Genomic DNA, 18904 nt, shown 5'->3' with positions numbered 1-18904 from the left:
GTTTTTTTCAACAATTGTTTCGTCCAAAACCACAAGTTTCATTGAAAGATTGATATGTTCTACTTATAATGCACGCCCTTTTTTACTAGAGTGCTTACCATGTTAAAACCAGAATTACTTTCACCAGCTGGCAGTTTAAAAAATATGCGTTATGCGTTTGCTTATGGAGCAGATGCGGTTTATGCAGGTCAGCCGAGGTATTCACTCCGTGTACGTAATAATGAATTTAACCTGGAAACAATCCAACAAGGTATTAACGAGGCGCATGCACTGGGTAAAAAGTTTTACTTAGTCAACAATATTGCCCCGCACAATAGTAAATTAAAAACCTTTTTAAAAGACATTAAGCCGGTGATCGATATGCAGCCAGATGCATTGATCATGTCAGATCCTGGTTTGATCATGATGGTACGTGAACATTTCCCTGATATGTCAATTCACCTTTCAGTACAAGCTAACGCCGTCAACTGGTCAACCGTTAAATTTTGGCACCAACAAGGGGTAGAACGTGTTATTTTATCGCGTGAGCTATCACTAGATGAAATAGAAGAAATTCGTTTTCAGTGCCCTGAAATGGAATTAGAAGTGTTCGTTCATGGCGCGTTATGTATGGCCTACTCTGGTCGTTGCTTACTCTCAGGATATATCAACAAACGCGATCCCAATCAGGGAACCTGTACCAATGCTTGTCGATGGAAATATGACGTGCATGAAGCCAAAGAGACTGACACTGGCGATGTGATCGCTCAGCAACCACAAATTATTACCCCAGAAAAGCCCATTGATGATGTTGTGTTACTACAAGAACAAGGTCGTCCGGGCGAATATATGCCTGCATTTGAAGATGAGCACGGCACCTACATCATGAACTCGAAAGATCTGCGTGCGGTTGAGCATGTAGAAAGGTTAGTAAAAATGGGGGTTCACTCATTAAAAATTGAAGGTCGAACAAAATCTTTTTACTATTGTGCGCGTACCGCACAAATATATAACCAAGCAATTTTAGACGCGATGCATGATAAACCATTTAACCCGCAACTCAACACAGACTTAGAGCACCTAGCGCATCGCGGCTATACCGAGGGTTTTTTACAGCGTCACCGTCCAAGCGACACGCAAAATTATGACTATGGTTACTCAAAAAGTGACACCCAACAATTTGTCGGTGAAGTTATTGGTCGTGATCAAAGCTCTGGACTTATCGAGGTAGATGTAAAAAATAAATTCTTAACTGGCGATCAATTAGAATTAATGACTCCAAATGGCAATATCTCTTTTTCTTTAACCCATATGGTGAATAAAAAGGGTGAAGTCATTACCGATGCCAAAGGCTCTGGTCACAAAGTCTTTATTCAACTTGAGACTGATTTAGACTTAAATTTTGCCATTATTATGCGCTACTTAGATGAAGGTGGCACTACTCGTCACCCGTTTGCACAAAATCAAGGCTAAGCATTCATATGGCATTGATAATAGAAGCGGCGTGCATTAATTGTGATATGTGTGATCCTGAGTGCCCTAATCAAGCGATCACACTCGGTGAAGAAATTTATCAAATAGACCCTGACAAGTGTACCGAATGTATTGGCCATTATGACAAGCCCACTTGTATGTCTGTTTGCCCAATTGATTGCATCAAAAAAGATCCCGATCATGTAGAAACCGAAGACCAGTTACTCGCTAAATTTATCCGTATGCATGGCTAAACTAATCGAAGCGCATGCACCGGTTTTATTTTTCACTATTTGTTGAGAATATTCCCTAACAAAGTGTAAAACACACAGAATGAGTTATTTCCAATTTAAATAAAAAGCTATATATCAATAAGTTAACTTTTGGCAAAAAAGTTGCTAGCATTACAAACCTTCACAAAAATAAGTATAAATATGCCCATATCAGCAAAGACATTAATGACAGCAACTTTACTTGCAACAACACTTACTGCGTGTAGTATTGCCAACCACAACGTCCAACGAGGCGAAAGTGTTAGCACCACCATTGGTAATATTGATGTGAATAATAATAAAACAGCTGGATCGCTTTCTACTGTCAATGGCAATGTATCTTTGGCTGTTAATGCAAGCGCTCAGCAAATAGAAGTGGTAAATGGTAATATAAAACTTGCCGAGCTGAGCGAAGCCCAATCATTAGAAACCATTAACGGTAATATTGATATTGGGGAAAAAGCCAAAATAAAGGGAAATATCTCAACCATTAATGGCAATATTGATATCCAGCAACAAACCCAAGTATCAGGCAGTATTATCACTACTTCTGGAAGCATCAATATAGCGAAAGAAACAGTAATATCAGGAGATATTACTGTGAATAAAACAGATCATTGGCTGTCTAAATTTGACAATGATAAACCTGAGTTGATCATTGCCGATAAAGTAAAATTAGCCGGAAACATTCATCTTTATCAAGCAGTTAAGCTCAAATTCGCTGATTCCAACTTATATAAAAAAGTGATCCATCATTACCAAAATAAAATTTAAGCCAACACTCCCCTTTGCTTAAACACGTGACAACACTGTGGTCACGCTTGATAACAAGGGGAGTTACAAAAAACCAAATTTACACTGATATCGGCGCTTTAATATGCGGATGTGCCTGATAATCGACTAATTCGAAATCATCAAATTTAAAATCAAAAATACTATCAACCGCTGGATTAATTTTCATGGTAGGCAAAGGCAATGGTTCACGTGATAACTGCTCTTGTACTTGCTCCATATGATTAAGATACAAGTGTGCGTCACCAAAAGTATGAACAAAATCTCCCAGTTTTAAATCACACACCTGAGCAATCATCATAGTAAACAAGGCATAGCTGGCAATATTAAAAGGAACACCAAGGAAAATATCAGCACTGCGTTGATACAACTGACAAGAGAGTTTGCCATCTAGCACATAAAACTGAAATAGCGTATGACACGGCGGTAAAGCCTGTTTACCTAGTGCTGCATTTTCATTTGGACTGATTGACGTATCAGGAAGTAACGCAGGATTCCAAGCCGTTATGATATGACGGCGAGAATCTGGATTAGTTTTTAAATCGTGGATCAGACCCGCCAGTTGATCAATAGTCTCACCATTAGCGGCAGGCCAGTTACGCCATTGCACACCGTAAACAGGACCAAGTTCACCGTCTTCGGTCGCCCAGTCATCCCAAATTTTTACCCCATGCTCTTTTAAATAGGCAATATTTGATTCGCCCTTAATAAACCACAACAATTCATGAATAATCGACTTTAAGTGACATTTTTTCGTGGTGACAAGTGGAAAGCCCTTGGCTAAATCAAAACGCATTTGGTAGCCAAAAATACTTTTAGTACCAGTACCGGTGCGATCTGACTTTTCAACGCCATTTTCATAAATATGGCGCATTAAATCTAAATAAGCTTTCATTCATTTATCCTAAAAAGTTAATGGAATCGAAGAGAAAATATCACCAATAAATTATGCAGAATTTATCGGTTAATTGCTACGGCAGTCGAAGGAATTTTATCTATTGAAATGCCATTTTTATTGCGACTAAAATTAAAAAACCCGAGAACAAACGTTTTAAGTATCGCACTGGCAATTTTTCCGCCATTTTGACCCCATAAGGAGCGAATAATGAGCTGGTTAATATGATCCCTAATAGCGCAGGTAAATAAATATAACCTAAGCTCCATTCAGGTAACTGCGGATGATCTAACCCCGTAATAATAAAGCCAATTGCACCAAAAATTGCCACAACAAAGCCACATACGGTTGCCGTACCAATGGCGTGACGAATTGACATTGAGTAGTATGTCAAAATAGGCACTAAAATAGCGCCGCCAGCAATCCCCATAATACTAGCGATTGCTCCAGTACTAAAACCAACAGATTTAATCACCCAACCGTTGGGCATAGGTTTAGTTTTCACCGTACGGATAGAAAGCAGCATATAACTTGCTAAAATTGTCACCGCAGTGGCAAAAATATAGGTTAACAATTCGTTCGATAAAGTATCAGCCACATAGGCACCAAGCAAGGCACCAACCGCGATCATTATCATCAATTGTTTGGCAATATCCCAAGGAATATTATTATTTTTATGATGGGCGAAAGTTGCAGATGCCGCAGTAAATACGATAGATGCTAAAGAGGTGGCAATGGCAATCGGCATTAAGCTTTCACCAGCAAAACCTAAACTGGGTAGCAAATACACCAGCGCAGGTACGATAACTAAGCCACCACCAATGCCCAGTAATCCCGCAAGGAAACCAGCAATACAACCTAAAAAAGCACAGGATAAAAATACGGTAAAAAACATGAAAAATCCCTAAAAATTACTACATTCCGGCTCTAACAAAGCCTCCTAACCCAAGTAATTCTAATTGTTCATTTAAAAAGTTATGGACCTGTTTGGCATTGGAAAATGTTAATACGCGTTGTAATATTTTTTGCGCGTTGGTCATTTCAATATGACGAATCACCCACTTAATTCGAGCTATATTATGTGGGTTCATACTTAACTTATCATAGCCCATTGCCAGCAATAATAAAGCGCCTGCAGGTTCACTGGCCAATTCACCACACAAACTTAATGGCACATTAAACTGTCTTGCTTGCTTCGCTATGACATTTAACGCTCTTAATACTGCCGGGTGATAAGAACTATAAAGACTCGCTACCCGCGAATTATTACGATCGACTGCCAACAAATATTGAGTTAAATCATTACTACCTACCGAGAAGAAATCAACTTTGCTCGCCAACTCTTCCAGTTGAAAGAGCACACTCGGCACTTCAATCATGATACCGATTTTTGGCCGAACTAATGTTTGCCCTTGTTCGAAAATTAATTCCGATGAGAGTTCATAGTATGCCTGATTTATCAATCGAATAGCATCATTGACTTCATCTAAATTAGAAATCATCGGCAACATAATTTCTAAATTACCTAAACCAAGATTAGCGCGCATCATCGCCCTAATTTGTAATAAGAATATCTCGGGGTGATCTAAGGTAATTCGTATACCACGCCAACCAAGAAACGGGTTATCTTCTAGGATTGGAAAATACGGTAACGATTTATCACCGCCAACATCAAGAGTACGCATAGTAACAGTACTTTCTGAAAAAGCTTCTAACACCTGGCGATACAATACTTTTTGTTCAAGCTCTGAGGGAAAACAACTACGGTGCATAAAAGGAATTTCGGTACGATATAAACCGATACCATTGGCACCTGCGCTTTTTGAATGCTCAAAACCTGACGATAAACCTGCATTTAATAAACACTCAATCTCGTGGCCATCAAGCGTTTGTGCCGGCAATTGCGCAACAGCGCGTACTTTTTCTGTTAAGGCACTCTCTTCGGCAATGAGATGCTGATATTCATGGATAAGCGCTTCACTGGGATCAACAAACAATTCGCCACTATAACCATCAATAATGCACAACAATTGATCCACTTTACTCAGTGCTGCCCGTTCAACCCCCATGACAGCGGGAATTGCCAATGCACGAGCTAAAATAGCCGCATGAGAATTACTTGAACCACGAACAGACACTATACCTTGTAAGCCTTGATGCTGATACTCAGCTACCATAGATGCTGTCACTTCATCGGCAAGTAAAATAAAGCTATCGGGCGTTTGTCGCTCACCAATACTCTGCGCTTGTAGATTAAATAACAACCGATTACCGAGATCTTTAATGTCCGATGCACGCTCTCTTAAGTATTCATCATCCAACCCTTCAAATTGCAACACATAATTATCTATGACAAGTTTTAAAGCACTTTCTGCCATCCAACCCTGCGCAATTTTCTCGCTAATTTCTTTGCCTAAATTAGCTTTATCCAGCAATTGTTTATAAAACTCAAAAATATCAAGACTTTGATCGCTAATGATCTCCTTAAGCTGACTCGCCATGCGCGAAAAGTCATGATGTGTGCTGGTCACGGCGTTAGTAAAACGCTGCTGTTGTAAGGTGACTTCATTGGATTTACGTAAAGCGATATCGGCTAAATCAACATTGGGATGTACCACCATCAATGGTGCCATTGCTACACCAGATGAGCCTGATACTCCTTGAATAGCGGTTGACCACTGGTGTTGTCCTTGATTTTGAACAATCAAAGCATTGGCTTCAGAATGAGCCATAGACGTTGCTATTTGCGCAGCTAAAGTGACAATAAATGCTTCTTCATTTTCAGTAAAAAAACGTGCCTGTTTTTGTTGAATGGTTAGCACACCTAACACTTTGCGTTGGTGAATAATCGGCGTGCCAAGAAACGCATTAAATTCATCTTCTTCCACTTCAGGTGCATGAACAAAATGAGAGTGTAGTTTAGCGTTAGCTATATTAAGAGGTTCTTCACGTTGCCCGACTAACCCGACTAATCCTTCAGTAAAGCCAACGGTTGTTTGACCAAGAGAACTTGCAGCCAAGCCATCAGACGCTACAAGTACGAAATGCTGTTTTTGATGATCCGCTAGATACACAGAGCAACAATCAGTTTTCATTACCTGTTTAATTTGTGTCACAATACGGCGTAGAGCAACATCGAGTTCATTACCTTGACTGAACTCTAAAGCAATACGTCGTAATTTGGTTAACATAACACTCCTTTAATACTTAGCTTAATTCGCCAACAAACATGATTAATTTAGCTTGGGAACGATGAATCTTTCATCTTAACATTCGCTGACACTTGAGCGTGATAATCGATGCACTTCATTGACTCGTTAATTGTTTCAAATAATTTATGAAACAACACAAAGATTTTTAAAACAACCCGAAAGGTTGTGGCTAACTTTTTTCCTAGTTGAAAATTAGCCAATCACTGGCGCTGATAAGAAAATATCAACAGCCCAATTTATGAAAAAAAATAGCCCACGGTTAGTACAGTGAGCTATTTAATATTGCGTTTACAACTTAGGTTAACACAGTAATAATCAATTACGACGTTTTCGGCGATCATGGCGATGATTAGGTAAACTGTATGTGATAAATTCCTTCATCACTTTACGATAAACCTCACGCTTAAAAGAGACAACTTGCCTAACAGGATACCAATAACTCACCCAACGCCAATCATCAAACTCAGGGTGACCAGAATGTAACAGGTCAACTGCTGATTCTTTTGCTGTCAATTTTAACAAAAACCACTTTTGTTTTTGCCCAATACAAACAGGCTTACTGTCATGTCTGATCAATCGTTTTGGTAATTTGTACCTTAGCCAATGTTTTGTGGAAGCAATTAATTTCACATGCTCAGGTTTTAACCCTACTTCCTCGTACAGTTCCCGATACATGGTTTGCTCTGGTGTTTCACCCTCATCAACCCCTCCTTGAGGGTATTGCCAAGAGTGCTGACCGTAGCGTCTTGCCCAAAAAACTTGTCCCCTGTCATTGATTATGACTATGCCGACATTAGCTCGATAGCCTTCGGCATCTATCACAGGACTTCCCAATAAATTTAACTATAGTTTGATTCTTCCATAATCTCGCGCGCTGAGCAAATAAAAACTGTGATTTCAATCGATAAAAAACGCAATAAACAATTAAACTTGTATTGGCAAAGAGCAAGCAAGATAATACAACTTTTAACTTTAGTAACAATGGCATGGCAACTCTTAATATCCCAACCAGTGAAGCAGAACTAATAAAAAGGGCGCATGCCTTAGCTGGTCTATCGCTCAGCGAAATTGCCAACAGACAAGGGATAAAAGTACCGTCAAACTTGCAAAAAGAAAAAGGCTGGATTGGATTACTGCTTGAACAGGCACTAGGAGCAAGTGCAGGTTCCAAACCCGAGCCAGATTTCCCCCATTTAGGTATCGAACTTAAATCCTTACCCATTGATCGCTATGGTAAACCACTAGAAACCACTTTTGTTTGTGTCGCGCCATTAACTGGATTAATTGGGACAACTTGGCATAACAGTCATATCAGGAATAAACTCAAACAGGTACTTTGGGTGCCAGTTATTTCTGAACGAGAGATCCCCATCGCACAACGCGTGGTCTGTACGCCATTTTTATGGCAACCAAGCCCTGAAGAAGAACAAACACTGGCTCAAGATTGGCAAGAACTCACCGATATGATAGTGCTCGGCGAAGTTGAGCAAATTACCGGTAAAATAGGCCAAGCACTGCAATTACGACCTAAAGCCGCTAATAGCCAAGCCAAAACCCAAGCTTTCAACCAACATGGTCAGCCATTTCAAACCCTGCCACGCGGCTTTTATCTAAAAACAAGCTTTACACAAGCATTACTCGCCAAAAACTTACGGCTTAATTAAGCACTCTCGCTCATCAATCAATGCTAGATAGGTGTTCAACTGAGATGCGTTGTACAATCTGACACTGACTACCAGCCGCAATAATATGTTCATTGGTATTTGCCGCTTCTAAGCAGACAAACTCATTCTCTCCTCCTTGATGAACATCAGACATTTGCTGTGCCGTTTCAAGACCAGGATTCCACAAAACCCATTGCTGACAATTGCTCGCGGCAATGGTGATTTTACGTTGCCATTGTTGATCGATAATCTGTTGAGTTTGCTCACTATGATAAATTCGATCAATAGGACCAACACAATGGTTTAATGGCTGTTTTTGTGCTGTTAGTTGACTTAATTTATCATCAAAGACAGCATGGTGAAGCTGGGGTACTTGCACATTTGACGGGTGACTTACAGCAAAATAAGTATGTAAGGCACTGCTATATTGCACGGGTTGCGAAGATAAGTTCTCCATCACTAACACTTGGCGTAGCTCTTTACCGATAAACAACTGCTGACATAAAGTAAATTTTGATGGCCACAAGTCATGTAAATTTTCACCCGTTAACTCAAGCGTTAACACCGCCTGCTTTTCCTCAATTTGACACTGAACTAGCTGCCAAAGATTATTGCGGGCAAAACCATGATTACCGCCATTATTGCCCTGTTGATCAAGTTTTGGACCAAACCATGGCCAACAAATAGGAATACCGCCGCGAATAGCGTTACCTTGGCCATATTGCGCTTGTTCACTAAGCCAAAGTACGGATTGATGATTTGCCGGTTGCCAACTTAATACTTGTCCACCATACAAAGACACTGTCGCGCTCGCGCAATCATGTAGAATATCAATGAACGCATTCCCCTGCTCATCCGTTTTTTGATGTATTGTGCCAAAATCATTCGACATAAGTGGTTTACTGGTCATAACAAGTGCTTATTTATCAACAATTGCTTTATTCTAGCGAAGCGCTAATGTGGATGAAAGAATAAAAGTATTCACTGTTAACCACTTTATTTGTTGAAGAGCAAATAACAAAAAAGCCAAGACATTGCTGCCTTGGCTTTCGATTCACAAATTGCCAAAAGTTATTTCGTATAAGCTCTAGGCAGCTCTGATTCAGCTGTATAGCGCTCTCTTAATGCATCATGTCGACTGGTGGTCGACTTCTCAACACCATCAATCCACATCTTCTCGACCTTAGTGGATAATTCAAACGGATCATCACTCCACAGTACTAAATCAGCTTTCTTACCAACGGCAATACGACCGGCATTAATATTGAAAACATCAGCAACATTCGCAGTTACCGCAGCCAACGCATTGTCTTTACTGACACCATTTGCCACAGCGACACCTGCATCAAAGCGCAATTGATATAAATTATGGGTATCACCACTTTGAGCAAAGATCACATTCACTCCTGCATCAATCAATTTAGCAGCACTTTCTAATGAACTATGCAAGGCATCAAAGCTAGGTAAATTACCTATCGTCCCTATAATCACGGGGACTTGAGCAGTTGCGATATGTTCAGCGACACGAAGAGCATCACCAGCACCACTGATCACTAAGTCAAGTTCAAAGTCTTTTTTTAATGCCAATAACGCCATAATATCAGTTGCTCGTTCAGCATAAGCAATTAACGGCTTTTCACCCGATAGTAATGAATTTATAATTTTTTCATCACGCTTAGGCTCTTTCTCCGACTTTTTATCATCTTTGGCTTTTTCTGCCGCTTTCGCTAACGCTTTTTGTGCATCTTCAAGTTTATGGCGTAGTTTTTGAATTTCAAACGCTCTTGAGCCTTTACTTTTAGCGCCAAGATCAACAATAACGGCAGAATTTGTACTGACAATGCTATCTAAATCACCCGATAAGTCAGCAACAAATGCTTGGCCCTTAAACATCTTACTTCCACCATAGGGCACCACGACATTGGTCGTGATCCCGCCCTTACGGCTGTAAGCAATTACTGTTGAATATGGATTAAATGCTGCACTAGCATCAAAGGTAATATCTGCTTTCTCCTCACCCGCATCTCGTGTTCTTGATACGGCACTAACTTCCACTAAACCTAATTGATTCATCGAACCAATCAAACCCGGCGTTAAGTTTTTGCCTTGTGCATCAATGGTGGTATCTGCATCAACGCTGTCAGGATTAATTGCACTGATCACACCATCTTCAATAACCACAGTGGCATTATCTAACACCCCCTGCTCGGTTACGGTATGTACCTTAGCATTAGTGATGGCAATGGTGTCAGCCGATGCCGAAGAAGCCGTAGCAAGTGCTAAAGCGATAAGTGAAGTTTTAAATAATTTCATAGTATTATCCCTTATTATTGCTGACCTAACATAAAATCGCTTTTAGCTTGATATTTTTCATCAAAACGATCATATACTTTAGCCCCATCAACAAACACCTGCTCTGCTTGCGCATATACACTAAATGGATTGCGATTCCATAACACCACATCGGCATTTTTACCCGTTTCTAAGCTACCAGTTTTATCAGCAATACCTAATGATTTCGCCGCATTTGCAGTGATCCAGGTAATAGCATGTTCCGGTTTAATATCAAAACCATTATCATTTGCCCGATACATCACTTTACCCGCTTCTTGATTCAAACGCTGAATCGTTGTAGCAGAATCAGAATGTACTACGGCACACGAATTAGCCTTAGCATCGACAATAGCAACATTTTCTTGCACCATGTCATAGGCTTCCATTTTAAAGCCCCACCAATCAGGCCACATAGCCGCACAGTTACCATTTTCAGCTAATTTATCAGCGATTTTGTACGCTTCAATCGCATGATGGAATGTACCAGAGTGATAACCAAACTCTTTGCCTAAATCGATCATCATGGCCATTTCTTCAGCTTTATAGCAATGATTGTGAATCAGTATTTCACCTTCTAACACACCTTTTAAGGTATCTAGCTCAATATCTCTAGCCGGTGCTTCTGGATTTTTGCCAGCCGCATAATCTGCTTCATACTTATCCCAGGCACGTTTATATTCAGACGCTTCTGCCCATGCCATGCGATAACCCGCCATGTTCCCCATACGAGTAGATGGTGACACTTTTTTACCGCCATAAACACGTTTAGGGTTTTCACCACACGCCATTTTTAAACCATAAGGTGCCTCAGGAAATTTCATGCCTTGCATGGTATGACTAGGGACATTACGTAAGGTCACGCCACGACCACCAAATAAGTTTGCTGAGCCAGGTAAAATTTGTAAGGTAGTGATACCGCCAGCTCGTGCTCTTTGAAAACCAGGATCTTGTGGCCAAATACTGTGTTCAGCCCATACTTCTGAAGTATTAGGTTGAGTCGCCTCATTTCCATCAGAGTGAGATTCTGCTGATGGACTAGGATAAACACCTAAATGCGAGTGCACATCAATAATGCCTGGCGTTAACCATTTACCAGAGGCATCGACCTCAACGGCTCCATCAGCGGATAAACCAACACCCACTTGAGAAATTTTACCATCGATCATTAACACATCCGCATTGTCGATGCGCTCACCTGTGCCCGTCAACACAGTCGCATGGCGAATTAACGTATTTGTGCTTGGTAGTGATTGATAAGTACTTGGGTAAGGATTTTTATTGATCTCAACTTTTTCATCTTGCTTATCCGATTGTAAACAACCAGTTAACGCAACAGAAACAGCAGCCACCAATAATGATGGTATAAATTTTTGCATTTTAAAGGGTTCCTAGTGAATCATCAGTCGATGTCGACTAATTTACGCTTATTATTTTACCTAATCTTAACAACATTATTATGAATAATGACGTTGAACAAGTTTATTGTGGCTAATTGATACGGATGTGCGACCAAGTGCTAAAAACTTAAGATGAAATACACAATATCAGTGAACACGACGAGTAAACCTGCGTGTCAGTTTCTTTTTTCGCAGCCATAATAAAACCAAGCAAATCAGTACATAAATACTAGGTTCAATCACTTCAGACTTCACAGACCAGTAAAAATGTAAGGCGATTAATAATAATGCCAGATAAACCCAGTTATGGAGTAACTGCCAATGCCGTCCCAATTGTTTTTTGAGTCGACTAATGGAAGTTACAGCCAGCGCAAATAAAATAACAAAAGCACTCATACCAACCGTGATATAAGGCCGCTCTATTACTTCATCGATAAAAAGTGTCCAATTAAATTGCACTTCAAACGCTAAAAAACTTAAGACATGACATAACGCATAAGTAAAACTATATAAGCCCAATAACCGTCTGACCTTCATCAATATTTGCCACTTAAAACACTTAACTAAAGGGCTAACCGTCAAGCTCAGCAATAACAAGTTAAACGCACCAATACCAGTAAAGTGCAAAACCGCTTCGACCGGATCTGCGCCTAACTGATCGACAATCGCCTGATAATACAAATTAGCTAAGAGTCCTGCCGACAACAGGTGTATAACAGTTTTTAATAGAAAAATAGTATGAGCTTTACTCAAAATACCTAACCCCTAAAAATATTTAGTTAAATCCATATTTTTATATAAATGAGCTACTTGTTCGGCGTATCCATTAAATGGCAAGGTGTCTATTCGATTACGCGCGAAGAGTCCACCTGTGGTGATCCTGCGTTCACTGGCTTGACTCCATCTTGGATGATCAACCTCGGGGTTAACATTCGCGTAAAAACCATACTCATGCGGGGCCAGTATATTCCATGTCGTTGGCGGCATTTTATCCACTAACTTAATGGATACAATCGATTTTATGCTCTTAAAACCGTACTTCCATGGCACCACTAAACGGATCGGAGCTCCATTTTGGGCAGGTAAGGTTTTACCATAAAGTCCAACACTCATTAAGGTTAAAGGATGCGTAGCCTCATCTAATCGTAAGCCTTCAACATAAGGGTAATCAATACCACCACCAATGCGACGACTATTTTGACCTGGCATTTGTTTGGGATCATACAAGGTTTCAAACGCTACATATTTTGCTTTTGATAACGGTTTTGCTTGCTTTAGAATATCGGCCAGCGGAAAACCTATCCAAGGAATGACCATTGACCAAGCTTCAACACAACGCAATCGATAAATACGCTCTTCCAAGGTGAATCGCTTAAAAAGGTCGTCATAATCTAAGGTGATCGGTTGTTCCACTAGCCCTGTGATACTCAGTTTCCAGGGATCAACGTTAAAACTTTGAGCATTTTTTACCGGATCAGATTTCCCCGTACCAAATTCATAAAAATTATTATGGCTAGTTACTTTAGACTCAGGAGTTAATGTTTGTTTACTAGTATCAGCCGCTTTAAAAGTCAGTGGAGAAGTATTAAATACTTGCGGTTTTTTTGATGAAAACCAGTCAATTGCTTGAGTATTAGTGCTAAGCAATGTGCCAGCACCAATAAAACCAAGCTTTTTTAATAATGTCCGACGAGAATGATAAACAGCTTCATCTGTTACTTGATTTTCCGCCAATTGCCAGGATGCAGGTTGACCAATATTTTTTGTCATAGATGTCACTCAAATAGCCTCTGTAATATTCACTAGACCACTTGAGCGACAAAATAATTCTTTCTTTTTTACATCAAGTTGTTATTTAACAAATTGTTGTAAGTATTGGTTAATTTGTGATGACTCATAAAGCCAGGTCACTTGTGCTTGCTCATCTACAATTTTTAAACATGGCACAGTACGTTTACCGCCTTGCTCAATTAACTCTTGACGAAGTGTTTGATCTTTATTGATATTCTTAAGCTCAATATTTAGTCCACCTCTTTTCATGGTTCGTCTGACTTTCACACAAAACGGACAAGCCGGTAGTTGATAAAGGCTTAAATGAGCCGTACTGGCATCCACTTGTTGCTGCTCTTCTTGCGCGCGTTTAGGGCGACGAGGGGAAAAAATAAAATCAAAAAATAATATAATGCGACCGATGATCCAACGCAAAATAACCATATCTACCTCTTATTTAGGCTATTATTCGGCCGCGCAGTCTAGCATAAGCGGTTTAACAGCGACAAGCGCTAACCGCTTAATATAAATTACCACATAAGATCATCAGGAATTTGATAATCGGCATACGGATCATCCGCATCACTGTGCTCATCATCAACTTTGTCATTTTGCACTAAAATCACTTTATCATCTAACTCAGCAAGCTTTTCTGCAGTCTCTTTGGTAACAATATAAGTCACATCTTGTTGCCCGCACAGTGCTAAGCGACCATTGACTAATGCTTGATGCGTCGCACTATTTAAATAAAGTTTTTTAATGACATTATTGAAGGTGTAATTGTATTCTGTTTCGCCATCAACATCTTTTATTTGATGATGTTGCAAAATTTGTTGAATACGTAATTCTTGCTCTTTCAACGCAAGTTGTTCTTGCTTTTGTGCATTTAACGCAGCATCTCTGGCAATTTTTTCTTGCTGCGCTTTCGCTAAATCTTGTTTAACTTGCTCTTGCAAGCTGGTATCAACTTTTGCTCCGCTACGTTTTTGTTTATTTTTTTTACGTTTGTCGGTATTCGCTTGTCGCGCTTTTTGTTTTGTGGTTAAGCCAGCTTTTAAAAGCTGATCTTGTAAAGAAGCCATAGGAAATTCCATCAAATTTATCTTACTGGGGATTTTACCAAGTTAATCTTGGTTAAAAAAGCGTTGCAAGCGTACAAGTTGCTCTGGCGTGTCTAAATCAGTAAACGCCTCAGCCATTGGGATAAATATCACGTTATCCTTATACTGCTTAATTATTGCCTTGGCACCTGAGCCTTTTTCTAAAGCGATTAACTCAGGAAAGTATCGCTTCGGGAATATCACAGGTGGACCAAAGATTGACTTGTCATTGTCACCATTGTCTATTGACGCGCACACAATTTTCTCTGGCACTTGCCGCCAACTATTAACAAGTTTATTAAGGTCGGCTTGGCATAATTGCCATTGATCGACAAGTATCAGCATTATCCCATCAATGTTTGGTGTCAGCGTTTTTATGCCAAATGCAATTGAGTTTGATAATCCTTTTTGCCAATCAGGGTTTACCATACTTTGTATCTTCAACGGTGCAATTTCATCCCCCATACGCTCAGCTTGAAAACCTAGTACACATGTCACATTAGCAGAAATGGATAATGCCAGCTGACATTGTCTGACCAACAAGCTTTGTTGCCCTATTTTCACTAGTTGCTTGGCCTGACCTAAACGAGAAGAGCAGCCTGCAGCCAAAATAACAATAGCAAGTGTTGGCTCGCTTACAGGTACCAAGATTTCATCCCTTGATGTTGCTGTTGATGACTAATAAATTGCTGAATTTGCGCACAAATGGATAAGGCAATCGCTTGTGGACTTCGGCCACCAAGATCCAACCCAATAGGGCCATATACTCGCCCATTTACCTCTTTCGCCGTTAACGACAGTTCGTTGAGTAACTTATCTCTTCGTCCTGCTGGCCCAAGCAAGCCAATATAACCAAGCTCTGCATCAAGAGCATTTTTCAATAATTGTCCATCACTGGTTAAGTTATGCGTCATGATGATCACGCCATCAAAACCAATAAAATCGGCGGCAGTAGTGTGCTCAGCTCGAAGTTTACGTCTGTTAAAGCAATTGGCAAATTCTGGCTGGGCCAAATGGCTGTCACGATGATCTTGTAAAGTAATATGCCAACCTAGTTGCTGAGCCATAGTAACCACAGGAACCGCATCAGGCCCTGCACCACATAATAAAATGCTAAAAATCGGCATCATTGGCGTAACTAACCACTGGGCAGCATCGTCAGTGTGTTTAATTGAAGCTAAAGCTTGTTTTACCGAACCACTATCATCATGATGACAGGCAATAAATGCCGCTTTAGGCTCTGTTTGTTCGGCGATGCGTTGACAATAAAAGCCAGATTTTCTCTGCTCTAGCTGTTGGATAAGTTGATAAAAGCCAAGATGTTCATTTTCAGGAGTAAGGGGTTGTAACAAGATATCAATCGCCCCTTCGCAGCCTAACCCCAGCCCCCACAATAAATCTGCATCGGCTTTTAAATCATACTGAAGTAATTTGCTTTGCTGGTGATTAAAAACCTGTTCGGCATGTAACGCGATATCAGCTTCTAAACAACCACCACTGAGTAGCCCCGTACATTGTCCCTGTTGATCGATTAACATCATAGTGCCAGATTTACGATAAGTAGAACCTTGCGTCGCCACTATGGTAGCCAATACATAAGCTTTTGATGGTTCGAATTGCGCTATCAGTTGTTGCCAGTTTTCTTGCATGCTATTGCCGCTTTATTGCACCTAAGATGTTGCATTGAGTGCCTGTTCCAGTGTCGTCCAAGGTAGCAAAGCACATTGCTTACGTACAGGGAATTTTTCCACTGATCTCAGCGGTTCAAATTGCTCAGCGGCAACACCTATTAAGCTGACATTCTCCGACAAAGACGCCTTGACTTTCTGACTTAATGCGAGCACCTCTGCCACCGAAAGCCCCTTCAGGTGTTGGCAAAGCATCGAAGCAGAAGCGCGACAAATTGCACAACTGTCCCCGTAAAAGGCAAGCGCTTGCAGATAGTTTTGCTCTATTTCAACGGCTATCTTGATATCATCACCACAAGTAGCATTGACTCCTTGTGCACTATGAGTAGCCACTATCGCAAGATTATAACCAACGGGTGATTTATGATGTGCCAACAATGCTTGTTGGTATAATGCATGATCATCATGCACAGCTGGCTGATCTGGCTTTTGTTGTGAAGCTTCACTCATGAAAACTCTACCTTTATCGCTAACCTGTCATTAACTGATACGCTTGATCTAACCCGGCAACTAACTTATCAACATCTGAAAAATCATTATACAAACCAAGCGATGCCCGCACTGTTGCAGTAACTCCTAATGTTTCATGCAGCGGTTGCGCGCAGTGATGACCAGCTCGTACTGCAATATTATTGCTATCAAGTAAACTCGCAACATCATGACAATGCACGTTCTTAAGTCGAAAGCTCACTATCGAAGCTACTTCAGTTGGCTGAGCAGCTAAACGCTTAGCAGATGGCACTATCAGGGGTTGATAATAGGGTAGTTCATTTAACGATGTATTTAAATACAGCGCCAACTTTTCCATATGCTGCTGAATATCCGGCCAAGAGATATCGTGTAAATATTCGATGGCTTCGACTAAACCAACGATACCTGCAACATGGTGTGAACCCGGCTCAAATTTAGTCGCCCCTGCCACGAAATCTGACTCGGTGAAATTTACTTTTGAAACAATTCCACCACCTAGCTGATAGGGTCTCATTTGCTCAAAATGTTCTGTTTTACCATACATTACGCCACAACCAGTTGGGCCATAGAGCTTATGTGCAGAGAAAACATAAAAATCACAATCAATAGCACTGACATTCGTTTTCCCATGAGCCACAGCCTGAGCACCATCAACGATGGTTGGTACATGATGGCGTTTCGCTATCCTACAAATCTGCTCTGCTGGATTAAATCGCCCCAAGACATTGGAGCAATGACTAAAAGCGAGTACTCGAGTGTTATTATCAAGTAACTGAGATAAATGTGCTAAATCCATAATGCCTTCGTCGGTGATCTTCACCACTCTAAGCTCTGCTTGATAACGCTCGGCTAATCGCTGCCAAGGTAACAAATTAGCATGATGCTCAACAGCACTGATCACTAGGTTACTCGGCTTTCCTTTTTTATATGCATCACTTAATATAGGTTCAACAAAACTAAAAGCAATCAAATTAATCCCTTCGGTTGTACCGGAATTAAAACTGATACTTGCTCCGCTGGTAGCGCCAATAAAATCAGCCACCGTTTCACGCGCATGTTCAACTTTTTCAGTAACGTTAGCACTGAGTTGATAAAGTCCTTTATGACTATTAGCATGGCTGTAACATTGATAATGATAGACAGCATCCGCCACATGTTTAGGAGTCAAACACGTGGCTGCACTATCTAAATAACACAGTGATGGGTGCGCATGAGAAGAAAAAATAGGAAAATCTTGTTTCCAAGGACTAGCACTAGTCATAAATAGATAAATTAATTGTTTTCAATTATTAGCAAACTATCATACCAAGAGAGTTTTTCAATGTTACAAGTGTAACCAACAATGAACCGCCATAAAGGAAAATACAATGACCGTACTGATTTACTGTTTATTTATTGCGCTACTACTGCCATACCTAGGTAAAATTCCAGTTGCCATTGCTATGCATAGACTTGGAGGGTATGACAATAATCACCCTCGAGCCCAGCAAGCAAAGTTAACCGGATTTGGTGCACGAGCATTAGCAGCTCACCAAAATGCCTTTGAATCACTCATGATTTTTGCTCCCGCTATTTTATTGGCTATTGCAACTCACCAAACGGGTCAATGGGTGCAACAACTAGCCTTGCTTCATGTTGGCGCTCGAGTTGTGTACCAAATATTATATTTAGTAAATATTAGTGTATTACGCTCTCTTGTTTGGGGCATAGCTACTGTATGTTCTTTCTTGATCGTTTGGCAATGTTTATAGCAAAGTGGTTAGTGAGTTAGAAAAATTGATATAAACAAAGGCTTGAAAACTCAGTAACCGCTCGCTAAAGTGCAATAATGACGAAAAATATTTTTACTCTTTTTAT

General features: G+C 40.4%; 20 protein-coding genes. 5 read left to right on the top strand and 15 right to left on the bottom strand.

What is annotated here, in order from left to right; translation table 11 throughout:
• Positions 1 to 99 precede the first annotated feature (99 nt).
• The 3 genes from yegQ (at position 100) to IV514_RS03635 (ending at position 2498) form a co-directional block, all read left to right on the top strand.
• Positions 100 to 1452, top strand: a complete 1353-nt coding sequence (gene yegQ / locus IV514_RS03645) for a tRNA 5-hydroxyuridine modification protein YegQ (protein WP_206483531.1) — start codon at positions 100 to 102, stop codon at positions 1450 to 1452.
• An 8-nt stretch (positions 1453 to 1460) separates the two neighbouring features.
• Positions 1461 to 1706: a YfhL family 4Fe-4S dicluster ferredoxin gene (locus tag IV514_RS03640; protein WP_206483530.1), complete on the top strand. Its 246-nt coding sequence runs from the start codon at positions 1461 to 1463 to the stop codon at positions 1704 to 1706.
• A gap of 180 nt (positions 1707 to 1886) precedes the next feature.
• Entirely contained in the window at positions 1887 to 2498 is a 612-nt protein-coding gene (locus IV514_RS03635) for a hypothetical protein (protein WP_206483529.1), read from the top strand.
• 79 nt (positions 2499 to 2577) lie between these two features.
• On the opposite strand, the gene IV514_RS03630 is transcribed toward IV514_RS03635, so the two are convergent.
• The 4 genes from IV514_RS03630 to rppH all read right to left on the bottom strand — a co-directional run bounded on the left by IV514_RS03630 (position 2578) and on the right by rppH (position 7445).
• Complete coding sequence (locus IV514_RS03630; protein WP_206483528.1) at positions 2578 to 3411, bottom strand: thymidylate synthase; 834 nt, start codon at positions 3409 to 3411, stop codon at positions 2578 to 2580.
• Between the two features lie 100 nt (positions 3412 to 3511).
• Positions 3512 to 4306 carry a sulfite exporter TauE/SafE family protein gene (locus IV514_RS03625; protein WP_206483527.1) on the bottom strand — a complete coding sequence of 265 codons (795 nt, stop codon included), beginning with the start codon at positions 4304 to 4306 and terminating at the stop codon, positions 3512 to 3514.
• A 19-nt stretch (positions 4307 to 4325) separates the two neighbouring features.
• A complete protein-coding gene (gene ptsP, locus IV514_RS03620) occupies positions 4326 to 6602 on the bottom strand; it encodes a phosphoenolpyruvate--protein phosphotransferase (protein ID WP_206483526.1) in 2277 nt (758 codons plus the stop codon).
• A 336-nt stretch (positions 6603 to 6938) separates the two neighbouring features.
• Positions 6939 to 7445, bottom strand: a complete 507-nt coding sequence (gene rppH, locus IV514_RS03615; RefSeq protein WP_206483525.1) for an RNA pyrophosphohydrolase — start codon at positions 7443 to 7445, stop codon at positions 6939 to 6941.
• A gap of 164 nt (positions 7446 to 7609) precedes the next feature.
• Between rppH and mutH the strand changes: the two genes are divergently transcribed.
• Positions 7610 to 8287 carry a DNA mismatch repair endonuclease MutH gene (gene mutH, locus IV514_RS03610; protein WP_206483524.1) on the top strand — a complete coding sequence of 226 codons (678 nt, stop codon included), beginning with the start codon at positions 7610 to 7612 and terminating at the stop codon, positions 8285 to 8287.
• 13 nt (positions 8288 to 8300) lie between these two features.
• On the opposite strand, the gene IV514_RS03605 is transcribed toward mutH, so the two are convergent.
• The 11 genes from IV514_RS03605 to IV514_RS03555 all read right to left on the bottom strand — a co-directional run bounded on the left by IV514_RS03605 (position 8301) and on the right by IV514_RS03555 (position 18308).
• Positions 8301 to 9197 carry a D-hexose-6-phosphate mutarotase gene (locus IV514_RS03605; protein ID WP_206483523.1) on the bottom strand — a complete coding sequence of 299 codons (897 nt, stop codon included), beginning with the start codon at positions 9195 to 9197 and terminating at the stop codon, positions 8301 to 8303.
• Positions 9198 to 9358: 161 nt separating this feature from the next.
• Positions 9359 to 10600, bottom strand: coding sequence for an amidohydrolase family protein (locus IV514_RS03600; RefSeq protein WP_206483522.1), 1242 nt, complete (start codon positions 10598 to 10600; stop codon positions 9359 to 9361).
• Positions 10601 to 10614: 14 nt separating this feature from the next.
• On the bottom strand, positions 10615 to 11997 hold the full coding sequence (locus IV514_RS03595; protein WP_206483521.1) for an amidohydrolase: 1383 nt from the start codon (positions 11995 to 11997) through the stop codon (positions 10615 to 10617).
• A 168-nt stretch (positions 11998 to 12165) separates the two neighbouring features.
• Entirely contained in the window at positions 12166 to 12771 is a 606-nt protein-coding gene (gene msrQ, locus IV514_RS03590) for a protein-methionine-sulfoxide reductase heme-binding subunit MsrQ (protein WP_241242160.1), read from the bottom strand.
• 12 nt (positions 12772 to 12783) lie between these two features.
• Entirely contained in the window at positions 12784 to 13788 is a 1005-nt protein-coding gene (gene msrP / locus IV514_RS03585) for a protein-methionine-sulfoxide reductase catalytic subunit MsrP (RefSeq protein WP_206483520.1), read from the bottom strand.
• Between the two features lie 81 nt (positions 13789 to 13869).
• The gene (locus IV514_RS03580; RefSeq protein WP_206483519.1) at positions 13870 to 14232 is read right to left on the bottom strand and encodes a glutaredoxin; all 363 of its coding nucleotides are present in this window, start codon (positions 14230 to 14232) and stop codon (positions 13870 to 13872) included.
• Positions 14233 to 14318: 86 nt separating this feature from the next.
• On the bottom strand, positions 14319 to 14870 hold the full coding sequence (locus IV514_RS03575) for a DUF2058 domain-containing protein (protein ID WP_206483518.1): 552 nt from the start codon (positions 14868 to 14870) through the stop codon (positions 14319 to 14321).
• A 42-nt stretch (positions 14871 to 14912) separates the two neighbouring features.
• The gene (locus tag IV514_RS03570; RefSeq protein WP_206483517.1) at positions 14913 to 15536 is read right to left on the bottom strand and encodes a nucleotidyltransferase family protein; all 624 of its coding nucleotides are present in this window, start codon (positions 15534 to 15536) and stop codon (positions 14913 to 14915) included.
• Complete coding sequence (locus IV514_RS03565; RefSeq protein ID WP_206483516.1) at positions 15524 to 16537, bottom strand: XdhC family protein; 1014 nt, start codon at positions 16535 to 16537, stop codon at positions 15524 to 15526. The genes IV514_RS03570 and IV514_RS03565 overlap by 13 nt, the downstream gene beginning before the upstream one ends.
• Positions 16538 to 16558: 21 nt before the next feature.
• Complete coding sequence (gene sufU / locus IV514_RS03560) at positions 16559 to 17026, bottom strand: Fe-S cluster assembly sulfur transfer protein SufU (RefSeq protein WP_206483515.1); 468 nt, start codon at positions 17024 to 17026, stop codon at positions 16559 to 16561.
• A gap of 19 nt (positions 17027 to 17045) precedes the next feature.
• Entirely contained in the window at positions 17046 to 18308 is a 1263-nt protein-coding gene (locus IV514_RS03555; protein WP_206483514.1) for an aminotransferase class V-fold PLP-dependent enzyme, read from the bottom strand.
• Positions 18309 to 18414: 106 nt separating this feature from the next.
• Here IV514_RS03555 and IV514_RS03550 point away from each other — a divergent pair, with 106 nt between their 5' ends.
• Positions 18415 to 18798: an MAPEG family protein gene (locus IV514_RS03550; protein WP_206483513.1), complete on the top strand. Its 384-nt coding sequence runs from the start codon at positions 18415 to 18417 to the stop codon at positions 18796 to 18798.
• The last annotated feature ends 106 nt before the right edge of the window (positions 18799 to 18904 follow it).

The organism is Thalassotalea sp. G2M2-11 (genome assembly GCF_017168195.1).
Taxonomy (GTDB): Bacteria; Pseudomonadota; Gammaproteobacteria; order Enterobacterales; family Alteromonadaceae; genus Thalassotalea_E.
Note: the sequence above shows the minus strand (reverse complement) of the source record. Positions and strands in the feature narration are given on the sequence as shown.